This is a genomic window from Sphingomonas sp. Leaf208 (genome assembly GCF_001421415.1).
Taxonomy (GTDB): domain Bacteria; phylum Pseudomonadota; class Alphaproteobacteria; order Sphingomonadales; family Sphingomonadaceae; genus Sphingomonas.
In genome coordinates this window covers 1-15,673 of the sequence record NZ_LMKH01000012.1, presented here as the reverse complement: position 1 = coordinate 15,673, position 15,673 = coordinate 1, and the positions used below count along the sequence as shown (strand labels likewise).

15 protein-coding genes are annotated in these 15,673 nt (G+C 66.6%); 9 read left to right on the top strand and 6 right to left on the bottom strand.

Annotation, left to right across the window (positions count from 1 at the left end; genetic code table 11):
• Positions 1-41: 41 nt before the first annotated feature.
• From ASE69_RS06270 to zwf, 4 genes are all read left to right on the top strand, one after another.
• On the top strand, positions 42-1,514 hold the full coding sequence (locus tag ASE69_RS06270; RefSeq protein ID WP_056484470.1) for an FAD-binding oxidoreductase: 1,473 nt from the start codon (positions 42-44) through the stop codon (positions 1,512-1,514).
• 62 nt (positions 1,515-1,576) lie between these two features.
• Entirely contained in the window at positions 1,577-2,362 is a 786-nt protein-coding gene (locus ASE69_RS06265) for a SapC family protein (protein ID WP_056484464.1), read from the top strand.
• A gap of 244 nt (positions 2,363-2,606) precedes the next feature.
• Positions 2,607-4,154, top strand: a complete 1,548-nt coding sequence (locus ASE69_RS06260) for a cation:proton antiporter (RefSeq protein WP_056484461.1) — start codon at positions 2,607-2,609, stop codon at positions 4,152-4,154.
• 83 nt (positions 4,155-4,237) lie between these two features.
• Complete coding sequence (zwf, locus tag ASE69_RS06255; protein ID WP_235518233.1) at positions 4,238-5,737, top strand: glucose-6-phosphate dehydrogenase; 1,500 nt, start codon at positions 4,238-4,240, stop codon at positions 5,735-5,737.
• Positions 5,738-5,854: 117 nt separating this feature from the next.
• Here the strand turns inward: zwf and ASE69_RS06250 are convergent, their stop codons facing one another.
• From ASE69_RS06250 to ASE69_RS06240, 3 genes are all read right to left on the bottom strand, one after another.
• Positions 5,855-6,142, bottom strand: a complete 288-nt coding sequence (locus ASE69_RS06250; RefSeq protein ID WP_056047554.1) for a hypothetical protein — start codon at positions 6,140-6,142, stop codon at positions 5,855-5,857.
• A gap of 28 nt (positions 6,143-6,170) precedes the next feature.
• Complete coding sequence (locus ASE69_RS06245) at positions 6,171-6,401, bottom strand: hypothetical protein (RefSeq protein ID WP_056484455.1); 231 nt, start codon at positions 6,399-6,401, stop codon at positions 6,171-6,173.
• 88 nt (positions 6,402-6,489) lie between these two features.
• The gene (locus tag ASE69_RS06240) at positions 6,490-8,874 is read right to left on the bottom strand and encodes a hypothetical protein (RefSeq protein ID WP_082452987.1); all 2,385 of its coding nucleotides are present in this window, start codon (positions 8,872-8,874) and stop codon (positions 6,490-6,492) included.
• A gap of 129 nt (positions 8,875-9,003) precedes the next feature.
• Between ASE69_RS06240 and ASE69_RS06235 the strand changes: the two genes are divergently transcribed.
• The 5 genes from ASE69_RS06235 (at position 9,004) to ASE69_RS06215 (ending at position 13,643) form a co-directional block, all read left to right on the top strand.
• The gene (locus ASE69_RS06235; protein WP_056484449.1) at positions 9,004-10,275 is read left to right on the top strand and encodes a metal-dependent hydrolase family protein; all 1,272 of its coding nucleotides are present in this window, start codon (positions 9,004-9,006) and stop codon (positions 10,273-10,275) included.
• A gap of 287 nt (positions 10,276-10,562) precedes the next feature.
• Positions 10,563-11,966: a hypothetical protein gene (locus ASE69_RS21925; RefSeq protein WP_156362207.1), complete on the top strand. Its 1,404-nt coding sequence runs from the start codon at positions 10,563-10,565 to the stop codon at positions 11,964-11,966.
• 95 nt (positions 11,967-12,061) lie between these two features.
• A complete protein-coding gene (locus tag ASE69_RS06225; RefSeq protein WP_056484446.1) occupies positions 12,062-12,577 on the top strand; it encodes a DUF2975 domain-containing protein in 516 nt (171 codons plus the stop codon).
• Entirely contained in the window at positions 12,577-12,795 is a 219-nt protein-coding gene (locus ASE69_RS06220) for a helix-turn-helix domain-containing protein (protein WP_056484444.1), read from the top strand. The genes ASE69_RS06225 and ASE69_RS06220 overlap by 1 nt, the downstream gene beginning before the upstream one ends.
• Positions 12,792-13,643, top strand: a complete 852-nt coding sequence (locus ASE69_RS06215) for a hypothetical protein (RefSeq protein ID WP_156362206.1) — start codon at positions 12,792-12,794, stop codon at positions 13,641-13,643. The genes ASE69_RS06220 and ASE69_RS06215 overlap by 4 nt, the downstream gene beginning before the upstream one ends.
• 267 nt (positions 13,644-13,910) lie before the next feature.
• Here the strand turns inward: ASE69_RS06215 and rplL are convergent, their stop codons facing one another.
• The 3 genes from rplL to ASE69_RS21920 all read right to left on the bottom strand — a co-directional run bounded on the left by rplL (position 13,911) and on the right by ASE69_RS21920 (position 15,498).
• Positions 13,911-14,285 carry a 50S ribosomal protein L7/L12 gene (gene rplL, locus ASE69_RS06210; RefSeq protein ID WP_056047577.1) on the bottom strand — a complete coding sequence of 125 codons (375 nt, stop codon included), beginning with the start codon at positions 14,283-14,285 and terminating at the stop codon, positions 13,911-13,913.
• A gap of 64 nt (positions 14,286-14,349) precedes the next feature.
• Positions 14,350-14,865, bottom strand: a complete 516-nt coding sequence (rplJ, locus tag ASE69_RS06205) for a 50S ribosomal protein L10 (RefSeq protein ID WP_055879768.1) — start codon at positions 14,863-14,865, stop codon at positions 14,350-14,352.
• A gap of 276 nt (positions 14,866-15,141) precedes the next feature.
• Positions 15,142-15,498 carry a GFA family protein gene (locus ASE69_RS21920; RefSeq protein WP_156362205.1) on the bottom strand — a complete coding sequence of 119 codons (357 nt, stop codon included), beginning with the start codon at positions 15,496-15,498 and terminating at the stop codon, positions 15,142-15,144.
• Positions 15,499-15,673: the final 175 nt, after the last annotated feature.

Genomic DNA, 15,673 nt, shown 5'->3' with positions numbered 1-15,673 from the left:
TATCGTTGAACGCGCGATGAATTTTGTCTAGCGCCTCGTGGATGGCCGAAATTCAGTCAGCAATCCTGACGCCTTCGCAGGCGGCAATGCTCGAATCGCTCTCCTCGTGGCTCGACGCGAAGGCGATCGTTACCGACCCCGCCGATATCGATCCCTGGCTGCACGATTGGCGCGGCCGCTTCCACGGCGTCGCGCCCGCGTTGCTCGCACCGGCCTCGACCACCGAAGTCGCGCTGATCGTCGCGGCGGCTGCCGAGCACCGCGTGCCGCTGGTCGCGCAAGGCGGCAACACCTCGATGGTCGGCGGCGCGACCGCCCCCACCGACGGCAGCGCGCTGATCCTGTCGCTGCGTCGCCTGAACCGCATCCGCAGCCTCGACACCGACGCCGGGCTCGCGATCGCCGAGGCCGGCGTGATCCTCGCCGACCTCGACGGCGCCGCGCAAGGGCAGGGGTGGCGCTTCCCGCTGACGCTCGGCGCGCGCGGCACGGCGACGATCGGCGGGCTCGTCTCGACCAACGCCGGTGGCACGCAGGTGCTCAAGTTCGGCACGATGCGCGGCCTCGTCGCAGGCGTCGAGGCGGTGCTCGCTGACGGGACGATCTACGACGGCCTGTCCGCGCTCAAGAAGGACAATCGCGGCTACGACCTTGACCAGCTCTTCATCGGCGCGGAAGGCACGCTGGCGATCGTCACCGCCGCCACATTGCGTCTCGCCCCGGCGATCGCAGCGCGCGGCACCGCTTGGGTCGGCATCGGCTCGCCCCAGGCGGCACTCAAACTCCTGCGCACGATGCAGGCGAAGACCGACGCGATCGAGAGCTTCGAGATCCTTCCCGCAGAATCGCTCGACGCCGCCATCGCGCACCTCCCGAACGCCCGCTCGCCGCTCGCCGGCCGCCACCCCTGGCACCTCCTGATCGAGGCGACATCGGCCACCACCGAAGGCGAATCTCCGACCGCGCTCCTCGAACGCCTGCTCGGCAAAGCGCTCGAAGACGGCGCGCTCGAAGACGCGACGATCGCCACCAGCGAAGCCCAGTCAGAAGCGTTCTGGCTACTCCGCGACTCGCTCTCCGCCGCCGAACGCGCGCTCGGCCCCGCAACGCAGCACGACATTTCGATCCCGGTCGAGACGATGCCGCGCTTCATGATCGAGGCGGCGGCGGCGTGCGACGCGCGCTTCCCCGGCACGCACGCCAGCGGCTTCGGCCATCTCGGCGACGGCAACGTCCATTTCCACGTCCGCGCCGCGCCCGGCACCGACCCTTCGCACTGGTATGCCGAGGACGCGCCGGTCGTCACCCGCTTCGTCGGCGACCTCGTCGTTGCGGCCGGCGGCTCGATTTCGGCGGAGCACGGCATCGGCCAGATGAAGCGCGACGAACTCGAACGCCTCTCGTCGCCCGCGCGCATGACTGCACTGAGGGCGATCAAGTCCGCGCTCGATCCGCTCGGCATCCTGAACCCCGGCAAGCTCGTCACACTTGCACGCCCGCCCGGCGCACCATAGAGCCTCGCCCCAATCGGTGGCATGAGCCACCGGCATTTCGACCGACCGATCCGGAGAGTAACATGGCCAGCACCGCCCAGCTTCCGCTTTTCTATAATGGCCTTGAGCCACTCTCGAGCGACACGCACGCCAACTACAAGGTCCGCCCGCAGGACAGCGCGCCGTTCCTGGTCGGCCAGCACGCGATCCCGATCACCGTCGACGAGTTTCCGCTGGTTCAGCGCCACATGCCGATCGTCTTCTCGGTCGGTGACGACGCGATCCCGCTCGCGCTGATGGGCCTGAACGAGGGCGTCAACGTGTTCGTCGGCGAAGACGGCAAGCTGACCGAGAACACGTTCTACGTGCCCGCCTATGTCCGCCGCTACCCGTACATGCTCGCCCGCCTGCACCCCGATGCGCAGGAGCTGTCGCTCTGCTTCGACCCGACTTCGCAGGCGATCGGTGATTTCGAGGACGGCGATGCGCTGTTCGAGAATGGCCAGCCGACCGAGCTGACCAAGAACATCCTCGGCTTCAACGAGTCGTTCGAACAGGCCGGCGCGCGCACGCAGAACTTCATGAACGAGCTGCGCGAGCTCGATCTGCTGATGGACGGCGAAGTCACGATCCAGCCCGACGGCGCCGACCAGCCGTTCGTCTATCGCGGCTTCCAGATGATCAACGAGGAAAAGCTGATCGACCTGCGCGGCGATGCGCTGCGCAAGATGAGCAAGTCGGGCATGCTCCCGCTGCTCTACGCACACCTGTTCTCGCTGTCGCTAATGCGCGACATCTTCGCGCGCCAGGCGCAGCTCGGCATGACCCCGCAGCAGCAGATGCCCGCCCCGGCGCAGTTCAACGTCTGATAGCGAAGCCGGGAGGCCGCGAAAATTATTTGGGGTGCGGTGCAGCAGGGGTTGAACCAAAACGGCGCTCACCCATTTAGGTCCTGTACGGCATCGTGTCCCCCCCTTTCGCGGCGCCGTACGGGACGCTTCTAGCGTCCCTCCTCCCTGAACCTAGGCCACTCCGTGCGATACGCACGGGGTGGTTTTTTTTGGCCTCCGCGATGCGCCGGGCCCGTCCGCTCCTCCCACCCGTTGCGTGCCCGTGGAATTATTCGAAAGCCTCGACGTCATCCTGCTCGCCGCGCTGGTCCTGCTGGTCCTCGCGCGCAAGCTGAACGTGCCGTATCCTACTTTGCTGGCGGTGGCCGGGATCGCCTTTGCGGCGTTGCCATTCGCGCCGAAAATCACGGTCGAGCCGCACCTGGCGCTGGCCTTGTTCATCGCACCCGCGCTGCTCCACGCCGCATATCACACGAGCCCGCGCGCCTTGCGGCGACACTGGTTCCCACTGCTGAGCCTCGCCGTGTTCGCGGTACTCGTCACCGCCGCGGCGGTTGCATTGGTCGGCGTGACGCTCGGCGGACTGCCGCTTGCCGCCGCGTTCGCGCTGGGCGCGATCGTCGCACCGCCCGATGCCGCCGCTTCGGAAGCGGTGCTGGGCGAAGTCGGCATCCCGCGCCGCGGCCTGTTGCTGCTGCAGGGCGAGAGCCTTCTCAACGACGCGACGGCGCTGTTGTTGTTCGGGCTCGCGGTGGCCTTCGCGACGCATTCCGACACGCCGGTGACGCCACTCGCGCTCGCCGCGGCGGTGCCGGGCGGGATCGTCCTCGGCGTCATCGCCTCGTGGCTGTATCTCCGCGTGACGCCGCTGTTCGCGCGGACGCTCGGTGCTAGCCTAGCTGATTTCGCGGTGACGTTCGGGATCTGGCTGCTCGCCGAGCGGCTGCATATCTCGCCGGTACTCGCGGTCGTCACGTTCGGAATGATCGTGTCGCAGCGCCGCCCGATCGGCCAGCCTGCGCGCGACCGGTTGCAGGGGGCGGCAGTGTGGTCGGCGGCGGTGCTTGTCCTCAACATCATCGCGTTCGCGCTGATGGGGCTGCAATCGCGCGACGTGCTGGTCGGTCTTCCCGCCGCCGAGCGCTGGCCCGCGATCGGGTTCGCCGCCGCGGTGCTGGCGACCGTGCTCGTTACGCGTATCGCGTGGGTGTTCTTCGTGCGGTTCGTCGAGGGCGTGATCGCCAACCGCTACGCACCGTCGTGGCTGCCCAAGCCGCCCCCCTGGAATGCGTCGATCATCCTGTCTTGGTCGGGCATGCGGGGTTTGCTGACGCTCGCGACCGCGTTCGCGCTGCCACGATCCGTGCCGGGCCGCGACCTGATAGTTCTCGCGGCGTTCGCCGTCGTGATCGGCACGCTCGTGCTGCAAGGGCTCACGCTGGGCCCATTGATCCGCCGTCTAGATCTCGGCGAGGATACCGGGCTGGCCGACGAGATCGCCCCAGCGCGCAAGCGGTTGATCGATGCAGGGCTCGCGGTGCTGCCGGCGCGCGAAGGAAAGGCGGCGGACGCGTTGCGCTTTCGCTATGGCGCGGCAGGCAAGGTCACCGCAGAGGCGGACGATCCGCAGGCGACCTCGGAATTCGACGAACTCCACCTCGAGATGATCGCCTGCCAGCGCGTCGTGCTCCACGAAATGCGCGACAAGGGCGAGGTGGCCGAGGACGTCTATCGCCGCCTTCAGGAGGAACTCGACTGGGCGGAGGTCGACGCGCGTGCGTTCGGGGACAACATCCTCACGGCGACCTGAGGGCGTGCGGGGAACATCGGCACACGCTATGCGGTTTGAAGGAACCACCGCAGAAAGGGTCGATGCATGTCCGAGGCGAATTCGTGAGCAAGTCCGTGAAGCCCGCACCGCCGACGACGCTCGTGATCTTCGGTGCCTTCGGTGACCTGACCCGCCGTCTGCTGATGCCGGCACTGATCAACATGACTCGACTGGGGCTTGTCGGTAACGATTTCCACGTGCTCGGTGTCGGTATCGACGAAGGAAACGACCAGTCGTTGCGCGAGGCGCTTGGCACTTTCGATGCGAAGGGCGGCGAGGGCAATGGCGAGAAGGGCGACGCCTGGGCGCGGCTCAAGGACCGGGTTGGTTATCTCCAGGGCGATTTCACCAAGGACGACGTCTTCGAGCAACTCAAGGCCCGGGTGAACGGCAACGTGGCGTTCTACTTCGCGGTGCCCGCCAAGTTCTTCGGCACGATCGTCGACAAGCTCGCCGACCACGGCCTGATGGCGGAGACGCCGCATGGCTTTCGCCGGATCGCGATCGAAAAGCCGTTCGGCCACGACCTCGCCTCCGCCCGCGATCTCAACGCACGCATCCTCGCCCGCGTGTCCGAGGCGCAAATCTACCGGATCGATCATTTCCTCGGCAAGGAAACCGTCCAGAACATCATGACCGCGCGGTTCGCGAACATGATGATCGAGCGCGTCTGGAATTCGGACTGCATTGCGCACGTCCAGATCACCGCCGCCGAGACGGTCGACGTCGGCACCCGCGGCAAGTTCTACGACGGCACCGGCGCGCTGCGCGATATGGTCCCCAACCACCTGTTCCAGCTGCTCGCGATGGTCGCGATGGAGCCCCCCGCGAGCTTCGATGCCGAGGCGATCCGCAACGAAAAGGGCAAGGTGCTCAAAGCCGTCCGCGTCTATTCGCCCGGCAAGGCGAAGCGCAACGGCGTCCGTGGGCAGTATACCGCTGGCAAGGTGAAGGGGGTGGATGTCCCCGCTTACGCCGCCTCGCCCGACGTCGCGCCGGACAGCAAGACGGAAACCTATGTCGCGCTGAAGCTGATGGTCGACACGTGGCGCTGGGCGGGCGTGCCGTTCTACCTGCGCACCGGCAAGGCGATGACGTGCCGCGATACCGAGATCGCGATCACCTTCAAGCCGGTCCCGTTCGCGTCGTTCCCCGGTGCCGCCGCCGACATGCTGCCGTCCAACCGGCTCATCATCCAGATCCAGCCCGACGAAGGGCTGAGCATGGACATCAACATCAAGCGCCCCGGCCTCGAAGTGGCGACCGCGCCGATTGCGCTCGATTTCCGGTATGCCGACGAATTCGATATCGGTCACCTGACCGGGTATGAGTCGCTGATCTATGACCTGTTCGTCGGCGACCAGACGCTGTTCCAACGGGCGGACGCGATCGAGGCGGGCTGGGCTGCGGTGCAACCGTTCCTCGACCTCTGGGCGCATGACGCCGGCATGCCCGAACCCTACGAGGCAGGTACGCTGGGCCCTGCCGCAGCGGATGCCCTCCTCGCGCACGACGACCACAGCTGGCACGAACTCGCCCCCGCGGGCCAAACCGTGCCCTAACTTTCACCCCTCCCTGAAAGGGAGGGGCAGGGGGGTGGGTAGGCCGCTTGGGACGGACGACGTCCGCCAACGGGCCGACCCACCCCCAACCCCTCCCTTTCAGGGAGGGGAGCAGGGTCAAACCCGCTCGGTCAGCTCGATCTCGCCCTCGACCTCCATCTCGTCTTCGTCGCCCATTTCGTCCATGTCAGGCATCGTGAAGTCCGCCTTCCAGTCATACACTTTCTCGACCCCGCCCTGCACCCAGACGCGGACCGCGCCCGACGTGATCTCGCCGCCCATCGCGCCGACGAAATCCGCCACCAGCGAATCCGCCGCATCCTCGTGATCGGTCGCGCCGGGAATCGTCGCGGCGGTCATTTCCTCATCGAGTTCGATGATCTGCGCCCAATATTGCTTCGCCATGTGTCGCTCCTGCGTAGATGAAAGGCCGTCAGTCGGCGGTAATGATGGGATGATCCTCGCGCAGCCGGTCCGCCAGCCGCTCGACCGCGTCGACCTCGCTCGCGCTGCCCGACGGGGTCACCGCCCAGTTGCAATGCGCGTGCGTCGCGAGGCTGTAGACCTTCACGTCGCCGACGATCAGCCGCCACCGCCGCCGATCGCCGCTATTGTACCGGACGAGGTTGGTGACGAACAGGCTCTGGAGATCCGATGCGGTCATCCGCGCCCCATAGCGACAATCGCCCGCCCGCCGCCACCGCAAACGGGCCAGCGATGGTCACGACTAGTCTAGCAACAAACGGCGAACGCTACGAACCGATCGCGATCGACGCCGTCACGCCCGGATCGTCTCGCAGCCGCAGGAACAGCGTCCCGCCGACCGGCTTCGGCACCGCGAGCGAAGCCCCGGTGAACCCGTCCGGCACGCGAACCGCGTCGGCAAACCCAGCATTCGCCGCGATCGACTCGATCAGGAACAGGTCGGTCCCGGTCAGCGTACAAGTCTCCTTGCACGCGACCCCCGCCAATGCCGGCGTCCGCACCAGCGTCGTGAGCGGGACCCAATCCCCCGCAACGCCGCCTTGCACCAGTCGCCATTTGAGCGGCCCATGCGTGGAAACCCCGAGTGCCTTGCCCGGCTCCACCGACACTACAGCGATCCGGTCGTCCTGCACCGTCAGCCCGCGCCCCGACGTGACACTGGTCGTCATCGCGCCGTCCGCCGTCGTGATCTCGACACTGTCGCTCGCAGAAAACCGCGTTCCTTCCGCGCGCAGCGAGAAGGTCAGGCGGGCATCCTGCGCCATCGCGGTATCCCCGGCCAGCACGACCGGCAGGCCAGGGGAGGGGGGCGCCACGACACTCTTGGCGATCAGCGTCCCCTTCGGCCGCGCCGCCGCGACGACGAACTTCACCGACCGCTTCCGGCCATCGGTCAGCGTCACGAGCGCCGTCTTCGCCTGGCCAGCAGCGAACGTCGGCACCGTACCCGCCGCCAGTGCCAGCCGATCCGCCTTGTCCGCCCGCACGACGTCACCCGGCTTGAACGCGACCCCGTCGATCGTCATCGACGCCACCAGATCTAGCCGCGTCCCACTCAGCGTCCCCGACGCATCGCCGGCATACAGCGTCAGACCGTCGATCCGCCCTGCTTCGGCGAGCGCGGTCAGCGCGATCTTGTCCGGCGCCTCGACCCCGTATTGCTTCACGAGGAGCGACAATTTTCCCGGCGCGGCTTTGGCCAACGGCAAGGTCAGCCCGATGCGCTCGCCGGTCGACGTCCACGCGAGCGGCACGTCGCCCGCCGCACCAACCAATGTCACCGACTCCACGCAACTTGGCGTCGGCCCCGCCAGCGAGACCGCATTGTCACGCCCGACCACGAGACTCTCGGGGTCGGTATCGACCATCTGCCACCCACCGGCGCGCGGCACCTGCAACCGAAACCGCGGTCCATCGAACGGCGTGAAGCCCCAGCGGCCGTGCAACGTCGCATCGGTCACGCTGCTCAACCCCGCGGTCCGCATCCCGACCTGATCGAGCACATAGCCGCCACGCTCCGCATCCGCCTGCACGGGAAGCTCGACCACGCCACCCTGCGGCGTCGTCACCCGCAAGCTCATGTCGTGCGCGAACTTGGTCGCGTAGATCAGCGGTGCGCCCTCGACCGGCAGCACCAGATCGGGCTTGGCCGCACAGACCAGCCGGTCCGCTTCCGCGCGTCGCATCGTCGGCGTCTGCGGCGGACCCGTCTCGATCACCGGCATCGCCACGACCATCACCGACTTGGGGCTGGCAAACGACGGCGCCGCGTTCAGCAGCAGTGCCAGCTGATCGTCATGCGCCCGCGCCAGTGCCGGAATATACCGGAACTGCGTCGTCTGGAACGCGCCGAAGATCTTCGCCAGATCGCGGACCACGCCGATATACGGGCTGTAATAGCCAAGCCCGCCCTCCGGCGTCGCGCTCAGTTGCAGCGCCAGATCGGTCGGCGCACCCACCAGAGTATCCGCCAGCGTCGAACTCTGCCCATCCGCCAGCACCAGCGAATCGCGGCTCTGCGTCAGGCAGGACGCTTGCAGGTCCGCCGCGAGATCGAGGCACTCCGCCTTCAGCTTGATCGCGAGACTTCGCGACAACAGCGGCGACACCGCCTCGATCCGCTCCGGCCGCGTCCGCTCCAGCGCGTGAATCCCGTCGAGAAACGCATCGAGCCGCGCGCGATCCAGCGACGCCTGGTCGAGATCCTGCACCGCGCGCACGAACGCCCCCGGCTGCTTGCGCACTGCCGACACGACAGCATCGAACCCGCCGCTCTCCGGCACCAGGAACACCACCAGTTGCCGCGCGACCTCCGGTACCGTCAACGCCAGCGTGTTCTTCTTCGCCTTCCACGTCTCGGCCTTGAAGAACCACGACTTCGGTGGCGGCTCGGTCGCACCGCGCAGGAACGCCGCGACCAGCAGATAGCGCGCGCCGTCGTCCTTCTTGCCGACGACCAGGTCCGCCGCGATCGACACGCGGTCCCCGGTCGCGAGTCTCGGCACCTGCGCGATCGGCAACGTCGTCGTCCCATGCGTCACCCCGACGCGCAGGCTGGGCCCGGTCAGGTCGAACGGCGCCGGATCGGCGCGCGCAGCGAGGGGCACCAGCGCAGCAGCCAGCGCGCAGAACGGAAGAAATCGAAGCATCATCACGGGCGATCTCGTCGTCGGAAGCATCACAGATGGCCTGTACCGGTGTCGACAATAGGGCAAGATGCGGCACTTGCCCGATCGCCCGCCGTACCGCACACAGCGCGTAACACGGGGAAGGGGACATACATGATCGCGCGCATTCTCATCGCGACGCTACTCGCGACGACCGCCGCCAATGGCGATGCGAAGACCGTCGTCGTCACCGCAGCGCACATGATCGACGTCCTTGCCGGCAAGCGCGTCGACAATCCGCAGGTGACGATCGTCGACGGCCGTATCACCGCGGTCGGACGCAAAGGCGATGCCGTGCCCGCCGGGGCCGAACGCGTCGATCTGGGCGAGCGGACGCTGCTCCCCGGCCTGATCGACATGCACGTCCATCTGACCAGCGACCCGACGCTCAGCGGCTATCGTCAGCTCGAATTCACCGACAATTTCTGGACCGTCGTCGGCGTCGCCAATGCCCGGAAGACGCTCGATGCGGGCTTCACCACCGTCCGCAATGTCGGCTCGGCCAATTACGACGACGTCGCGCTGAAGCAGGGCATCGAGCGCGGCTATGTTCCCGGCCCCCGCATCGTCCCCGCCACCTACGCGCTCGGCGCCACCGGCGGCCACTGCGACGCGACCGAGTTCCCGCCCTCGATCCAGGTGCCGCACCCGCAGATCGCCAACACGCCCGACGAGTTTCGCGGTGCCGTCCGCACGATCCGCAAATACGGCGCCGAGGTGGTCAAGGTCTGCATGACCGGAGGCGTCCTCTCGAAGACCGACAGCGTCGGCGCGCAACAGATCAGCCTCGCCGAGATCAAGGCGATCGTCGAGGAAGCGCACATGCTCGGCATGAAGGTCGCGGTCCACGCGCACGGCGCGGAGGGCATCAACGACGCACTGCGCGCAGGCGTCGACACGATCGAGCACGCCAGCCTAGCCGACGCCGAATCGTTCAAGCTGGCCAAGGCGAGCGGGGCGTGGTTCGACATGGATATCTACGACGACGACTATATCCTCGCCGAAGGTGCAAAGAATGGCGTCTTCCCCGAAAGCCTGGAGAAGGAACGCCAGGTCGGCCTCAAGCAGCGCCAGACCTTCCGCGCGGCGCACGCCGCCGGGGTGAAGATGCTGTTCGGCACCGACGGCGGGGTCTATCCCAACGGCAACAACGCGCTCCAGTTCGCCAAGATGGTCGAATGGGGCATGACGCCGCTGGAGGCGATCCAGGCCGCCACCTCCAGCGCCGCGATCGCGTTGGCCAGAACCGCGGACGTCGGCGCGATCCAGCCCGGCCGTTTCGGCGATCTCGTCGCGGTCGATGGCGATCCGCTCGCCGATGTCCGCCAGTTGGAACACCCCGCCTTCGTGATGAAGGGCGGCGCAGTAATCGTCGCACCACGATAAGATCGACTGTCTCGATCCTCCCCCGCAAGGGGGAGGTGGCTGGCCCTTGCCAGACGGAGGGGGAGGTAAGGGGAGCACCCTGATCTGTGTTCTCGGCCGCCGACACCTGCAGCGACGCCCACCGCGGGCAAGGGCGGAGTGCAGTCAACCGACGCCCAGTGGCTCAAACGCCGTCAACGTTTCACCGCTACCCAGAAGCAACTCGTCGCATCACGGGTTGCCGTCGGGTCACGTTCAGCCTCCCCCGCCCACAACGCCGCGACGACCGCGCGCAGGGGATTTCGACGATGACGACCGACCGCGGAGCGCTGGCCGCCCTGCTCGCCACCATGACCGTCCTGGCCGCCGCCGCGACCCCGGCGGCTGCGCAAACCGAGCCGGCCGCACCCGTGCGCGGTCTGGAGCGCCTCCAGACCCCCGGCACGCAGGCGAACCCCGACGCGACCACGATACCGGTGCCCGCCGCGCCGACGATCGTCCTGCCGAATACCACGCCCGCTCCCCGCCGTACTCCCCGCTCGACCGCTGCGGCAAAGCCAGCCACGGATCGTGCGGCCACGCAACGTGCAGGCGTCGAGCGCACGACGACCGATGCACCCACGCGAGGACGGGCAGCCACCGGGACGACGCCGGAATCCACGACCCGACCACGCGCTTCGGACGACGAGCCAACACGTCCGCCGACATCGGTCGAACCGGCGCCCGTCGCCACGCCCACGCCCGAGCCCGCTCTCCAATCGTCGCCACCGCAGACCCCGACCACCGAAGTGGTGCCGCAGCCCACCGCGTCGGTGCCGACAACGACGCCAGCCCCAACCCCGGAATCCACGCTCTCGACGCCGGAAAAGGGCAGCGCGATGCCGTTGTGGCTTTCGCTGACGGCGATTGTCGTGGTTCTCGGCGCGCTGTGGGCGCTCCGCCGCAAGCCGCGCAGCCACCGGTACGAGAGCGTCGAACCCGAAGCCTATGTCGAGCCGACTCCGCCGCCCGTTGCGGCGAAGCCGGTCGTCGCCCAGTCTATTGCCCCCCAGCCAGTCGCCCCCAGGCCGGTCGTCTCCGAACCGGCCGAAACCCCGGCGGTTGTCACCGCTGCCACGGCATCTGCGGTCGCACCCGTGGCTGCCGTGCCAATGGCCGCACCCAAGTTCCTCGAGCCGAGGGGCAAGGTGCCGCCTACGCCGCCAGTCGCAGCGCGTGCCCGGCTCACCTGCGAACTGCGCCCGCTGCGCGCCGGTCTCAATCTGCTGAGCGCAACCGTCGAGTGCGAACTCGTCGTGACCAACACGGGCACCGCATCGGCCGAAGCGATCCGCACCGGCGTCGCGTTGCTCACCGCGCACGCCGATCAGGATCAGGACCTTGCGCAGTTCAACGCCGCGCCCGTTATGCGGCCCGTCGCCCCGCCGTTCGCGCTGGCGCCAGGCGAAACGCGAACGATCCGTACCGTAACGGCGATCGCGCGAGAGGCGATCCGGACAATGACCGCGGCCAACCGGCCGATGTTCGTGCCCGTCGTCGCGACCAACATCCTGTACGTGACGGCTGGCGACGAGGCACAGACGGCGCGGGCGTGGGTGGTCGGCGTAGAACGCGTCGACTCCGCCAAGCTCGCGCCGTTCTGGCTCGACGCCCCCGCCCGCATGTACAGCACGGTCGCGGCCCGGCCGCATGCAGCGACCTTCGAACGCTGACCTGCTGCCGTCACGACCCGAGCAAGGGCCGACGCACCACGATTGACGTTTATCGATAAACGATACATATTGTTTATCGATAAACGGAGGTCGGCATGCAGGATCGTGTTCTCGTCGTCGCGAGCGGACTGGTACGGTTCGCGAACTGGCTGAACTGGATTGTCGCGTTTGGGTTCGTGATCGCGATCATCGCTTCGTTCGTCTTCGGTGACGCGCTAACCGCCGAGATCGCCACCAATTATCACGGCCACTACGTCAGCGAGACGATCGCGTTGCTGCGTCTCGCCGGCGCCCTAAGCCTCGTCGCCTGCATTGCGGTGTATCACCTGTTCAGCCGCTTGCTGGCAATCCTGACGACCGTCCGCGCCGGCGACCCGTTCGTCGTCGCCAACGCCGATCGTCTCCAACGGATCGGCTGGGCTTTGTTCGCGATCCAACTGCTCGATCTCGCTTTCGGCGGGATCGTGCTCGCGCTCGACCGGCTCGGTGTCGATCACGCAACATGGGTGCCCGGCTTTACTGGCTGGATCGGGGTCGTGATGCTGTTCGTGCTCGCCCGGGTGTTCCGCGTCGGCGCCCGCATGCGCGACGATCTGGCGATGACCGTCTGATGCCCGTCATCGTCACGCTCGACGGCATGCTCGCAGCACGCGGCATGACGCTGACCGAATTGTCGCAGGCAGTCGACATTACGATGGCCAACCTGTCGATCCTGAAGACCGGCAAGGCCAAGGCTATCCGCTTCTCGACGCTGGAGGCGATCTGCACGGCGCTCAACTGCCAGCCGGGTGACATCCTGAGGTTCACGTCAGAGGGGGAAACGGCATGAATGGTCGTATGGAAAGACGCGGACTGGGAATGCGGATCATCGACGCTGTCCCCGGCATGACGCGCCCCGTCGTTGAGACGTATAGGCTCGGCGGACGCGCGGTGAGGGCGGTACCGCTCGTCCTGGCGATCGCGGTTGTGCCGGAATTCCTGCAGCATATCATGGAGATCCACCTCGGCATGTTCGTATCGATCGAACAGTTTCGTGCACTCGGCAACGATCCGCTGCGCTGGGGCTTCGGCTATGTGAAGGTAGCGGGGTTCGTCATCGCAATTCTCGCGGTCGCGCGGTTCTGGTCGGTCGGGTCCGTCCGCCGCACGCTGCTGGTTCCGCCGATGACCGTTGTTCGCGTCGTGGCAGGCATGATCGTGGGATTGGCGGCTGCATGGCCGTTCATGTGGCTCGGCAAACAAGGGCTATCGCCGGCGATCAACGTGCCGCTGCAGATCGTCTCCACGGTCATCCAAGGCGGGTTCTGGATTTACGTCGTCGGCGCGTTGATCGAGGATCCTCGGGTGACGCCGAGGCGGGCGATGACGTCGCTTTTACCTGCTGGAATTTTCCTTAGCGTATTGGCGGCGACAGCGTTCGGTCCGGCTCAGGCGTTGCACATGGCCAACCACAAGCTCGCTATGGGGCAGCCATCGGCAATCGTGTGGGCTTTGATGGCGTTCGATGCGCTGTGGGTCGGGCTGTTCGCGGCGCTGGTCGGATCGGCGGTATTCGTCGGGGTGAAGACCGGGCTGACGTGGAAGGGGTGGACCGTGCATCCGCGCGATCTGGACGCGGCGGTGGCGCGGGCGGAGTGGGCTGACGAAGCACGACGCTTCAAAATCCAAGCTGCCTGACCGCCGATTCTCCCCACCCCGGCGGAGGCCGGGGCCCAAGTGAAACGTCCGTCGTGAGGGGCGCCGTTCCCAGCGTAGCTCTGGCCTTCCCGGGGATGTGGAACCTTCGCGGTGCACAACGGAAAAGGGCGACCCCATTGCTGGGGCCGCCCTTTTTCTTAGCTGCGGCCAGCAGGGGCAAAGCCCCTGCTTCGTCGGTCGGTGCAGGCACCGCCGGCCGGCCTTGCGGGAGTGCGGACCAGAATGGTCCGTCTCTCCCGCTGCGGCTTACTTGACCTCGACGGTCGCGCCAGCTGCTTCGAGCTGAGCCTTGATCTTGGCTGCCTCGTCCTTCGACACGCCTTCCTTGACGGCCTTGGGAGCCGACTCGACCAGCGTCTTGGCTTCGGTCAGGCCGAGCGCGGTGATCGCACGGACTTCCTTGATGACGTTGATCTTCTTGCCACCGTCGCCGGTCAGGATGACGTCGAATTCGGTCTGCTCTTCTGCTGCAGGAGCAGCGGCGCCGCCGCCTGCTGCCGGTGCTGCAACCGCTGCTGCGGCCGAAACGCCCCACTTCTCTTCGAGCAGCTTCGAAAGCTCAGCTGCTTCGAGAACGGTCAGTTCGCTCAGGCTCTCAACGAGTGCGTTCAGGTCTGCCATGATAAATCTCCATCTCGGGGCTCGTGCCCCATCAGTTCAAAAAGGTAACGAAAGGCCTGCAAGATCAGGCGGCTTCCTTCTCCGCGTAGGCGGAAAGCACGCGCGCGAGCTGCGCTGCCGGAGCCTGCGTGATCGTTGCCAGCTTCGTGGCAGGTGCCACGATGAGGCCAACGATCTTGGCACGCAGTTCGTCCAACGAGGGCAGCGTTGCGAGCGCCTTCACACCGTCGACGTCGAGGGTCGTCGCGCCCATCGCCCCACCCACGATTTCGAACTTGTCGTTCGTCTTCGCGAATTCCACGACCACCTTGGCGGCCGCGACGGGATCGATGGAGCTGGCCAGACCGACCGGACCCGTGAGCATGTCGCCCAGCGAGCTGTAGTCGGTGCCGTCCATTGCGATCTTGGCAAGCTTGTTCTTCGAGACCTTGTAGGTCGCACCGGCGTCGCGCATCTTGTTCCGCAGCACAGTGGACTGTGCGACGGTCAGGCCGAGGTTGCGCGTGACAACGACGACGCCGACCTCGGAAAAGGTGCGGTTCAGCTCGGCTACGGCCGCGGTCTTTTGATCACGATCCATGCCATTCTCCACGTTTTACGAGTTCACCGCTTGCGCAGTGGACCCGGTTACTAACCGGAGGCGCAGACAAGCCCGCGCTCCGGGTGTCTCGTCGATGGGGCATGGGAGAGGGCAGGCACGCAGATGGGCCGACAAAATCTCATTCCCCGTCTAGGTGGGAGATTAAGCACCGGCAAACCCGCTGCACCCACTGTCTCGGACGGAGTTCGACGAGCAAGCCCGCCGAACGAAGGTGCCGCTTAGCGGAATTGGCGGGGGAGTCAATCGCGGAGAGGGTCAGGCGTCGAGGTATAGCCCGGTATCCTCGCTATCGAGCCGGCGTATGCGGGTTGTTGCCAGAATGTCGGGCGCCATCAGGCGGGCGTTGATGCCGATCCTGTCGATCGCGGGGTCGACCTTCGTCCAATGCGTTACGCATCCGCATTCGCTACAGCGATGGAAGCGCAATGTCTTGGCACCCCAACTGTAGACGTCGATCGGAACGGATGCCGCCACGCGTACTTCGCTGGCCCGGTAATAAGCCCACAGGACTCCGTAGCTGCGACAGATTGAGCAGTTGCAGTCGGCGACCCATTCGGGCGGGTCCCCAACGGACAGCGTTACCGCGCCACAGTGGCAGGAGGCTTCGATCATGCGTCATGACGTGGACGATAATGGCGCGCCGTTCACGTATTTTCCCACGACTCCGTCATGCTGACGAAAGTCAGGATCTGAGGTGGCCCCCTAAATGACCTGACAGGGCCCCGCTCTTAGATAAGAGTGAGGCATATGACTGACGGTACGACCAGGCGTTACAACGATGGCGAGG

Coding starts and splice junctions, on each gene's coding strand:
- ASE69_RS06270 (WP_056484470.1), top strand. CDS start 42: ATGGCCGAAATTCAGTCAGCAATCCTGACGCCTTCGCAGGCGGCAATG.
- ASE69_RS06265 (WP_056484464.1), top strand. CDS start 1,577: ATGGCCAGCACCGCCCAGCTTCCGCTTTTCTATAATGGCCTTGAGCCA.
- ASE69_RS06250 (WP_056047554.1), bottom strand. CDS start 6,142: ATGGCGAAGCAATATTGGGCGCAGATCATCGAACTCGATGAGGAAATG.
- ASE69_RS06245 (WP_056484455.1), bottom strand. CDS start 6,401: ATGACCGCATCGGATCTCCAGAGCCTGTTCGTCACCAACCTCGTCCGG.
- ASE69_RS06240 (WP_082452987.1), bottom strand. CDS start 8,874: ATGATGCTTCGATTTCTTCCGTTCTGCGCGCTGGCTGCTGCGCTGGTG.
- ASE69_RS06235 (WP_056484449.1), top strand. CDS start 9,004: ATGATCGCGCGCATTCTCATCGCGACGCTACTCGCGACGACCGCCGCC.
- ASE69_RS21925 (WP_156362207.1), top strand. CDS start 10,563: ATGACGACCGACCGCGGAGCGCTGGCCGCCCTGCTCGCCACCATGACC.
- ASE69_RS06225 (WP_056484446.1), top strand. CDS start 12,062: ATGCAGGATCGTGTTCTCGTCGTCGCGAGCGGACTGGTACGGTTCGCG.
- ASE69_RS06220 (WP_056484444.1), top strand. CDS start 12,577: ATGCCCGTCATCGTCACGCTCGACGGCATGCTCGCAGCACGCGGCATG.
- ASE69_RS06215 (WP_156362206.1), top strand. CDS start 12,792: ATGAATGGTCGTATGGAAAGACGCGGACTGGGAATGCGGATCATCGAC.
- rplL (WP_056047577.1), bottom strand. CDS start 14,285: ATGGCAGACCTGAACGCACTCGTTGAGAGCCTGAGCGAACTGACCGTT.
- rplJ (WP_055879768.1), bottom strand. CDS start 14,865: ATGGATCGTGATCAAAAGACCGCGGCCGTAGCCGAGCTGAACCGCACC.
- ASE69_RS21920 (WP_156362205.1), bottom strand. CDS start 15,498: ATGATCGAAGCCTCCTGCCACTGTGGCGCGGTAACGCTGTCCGTTGGG.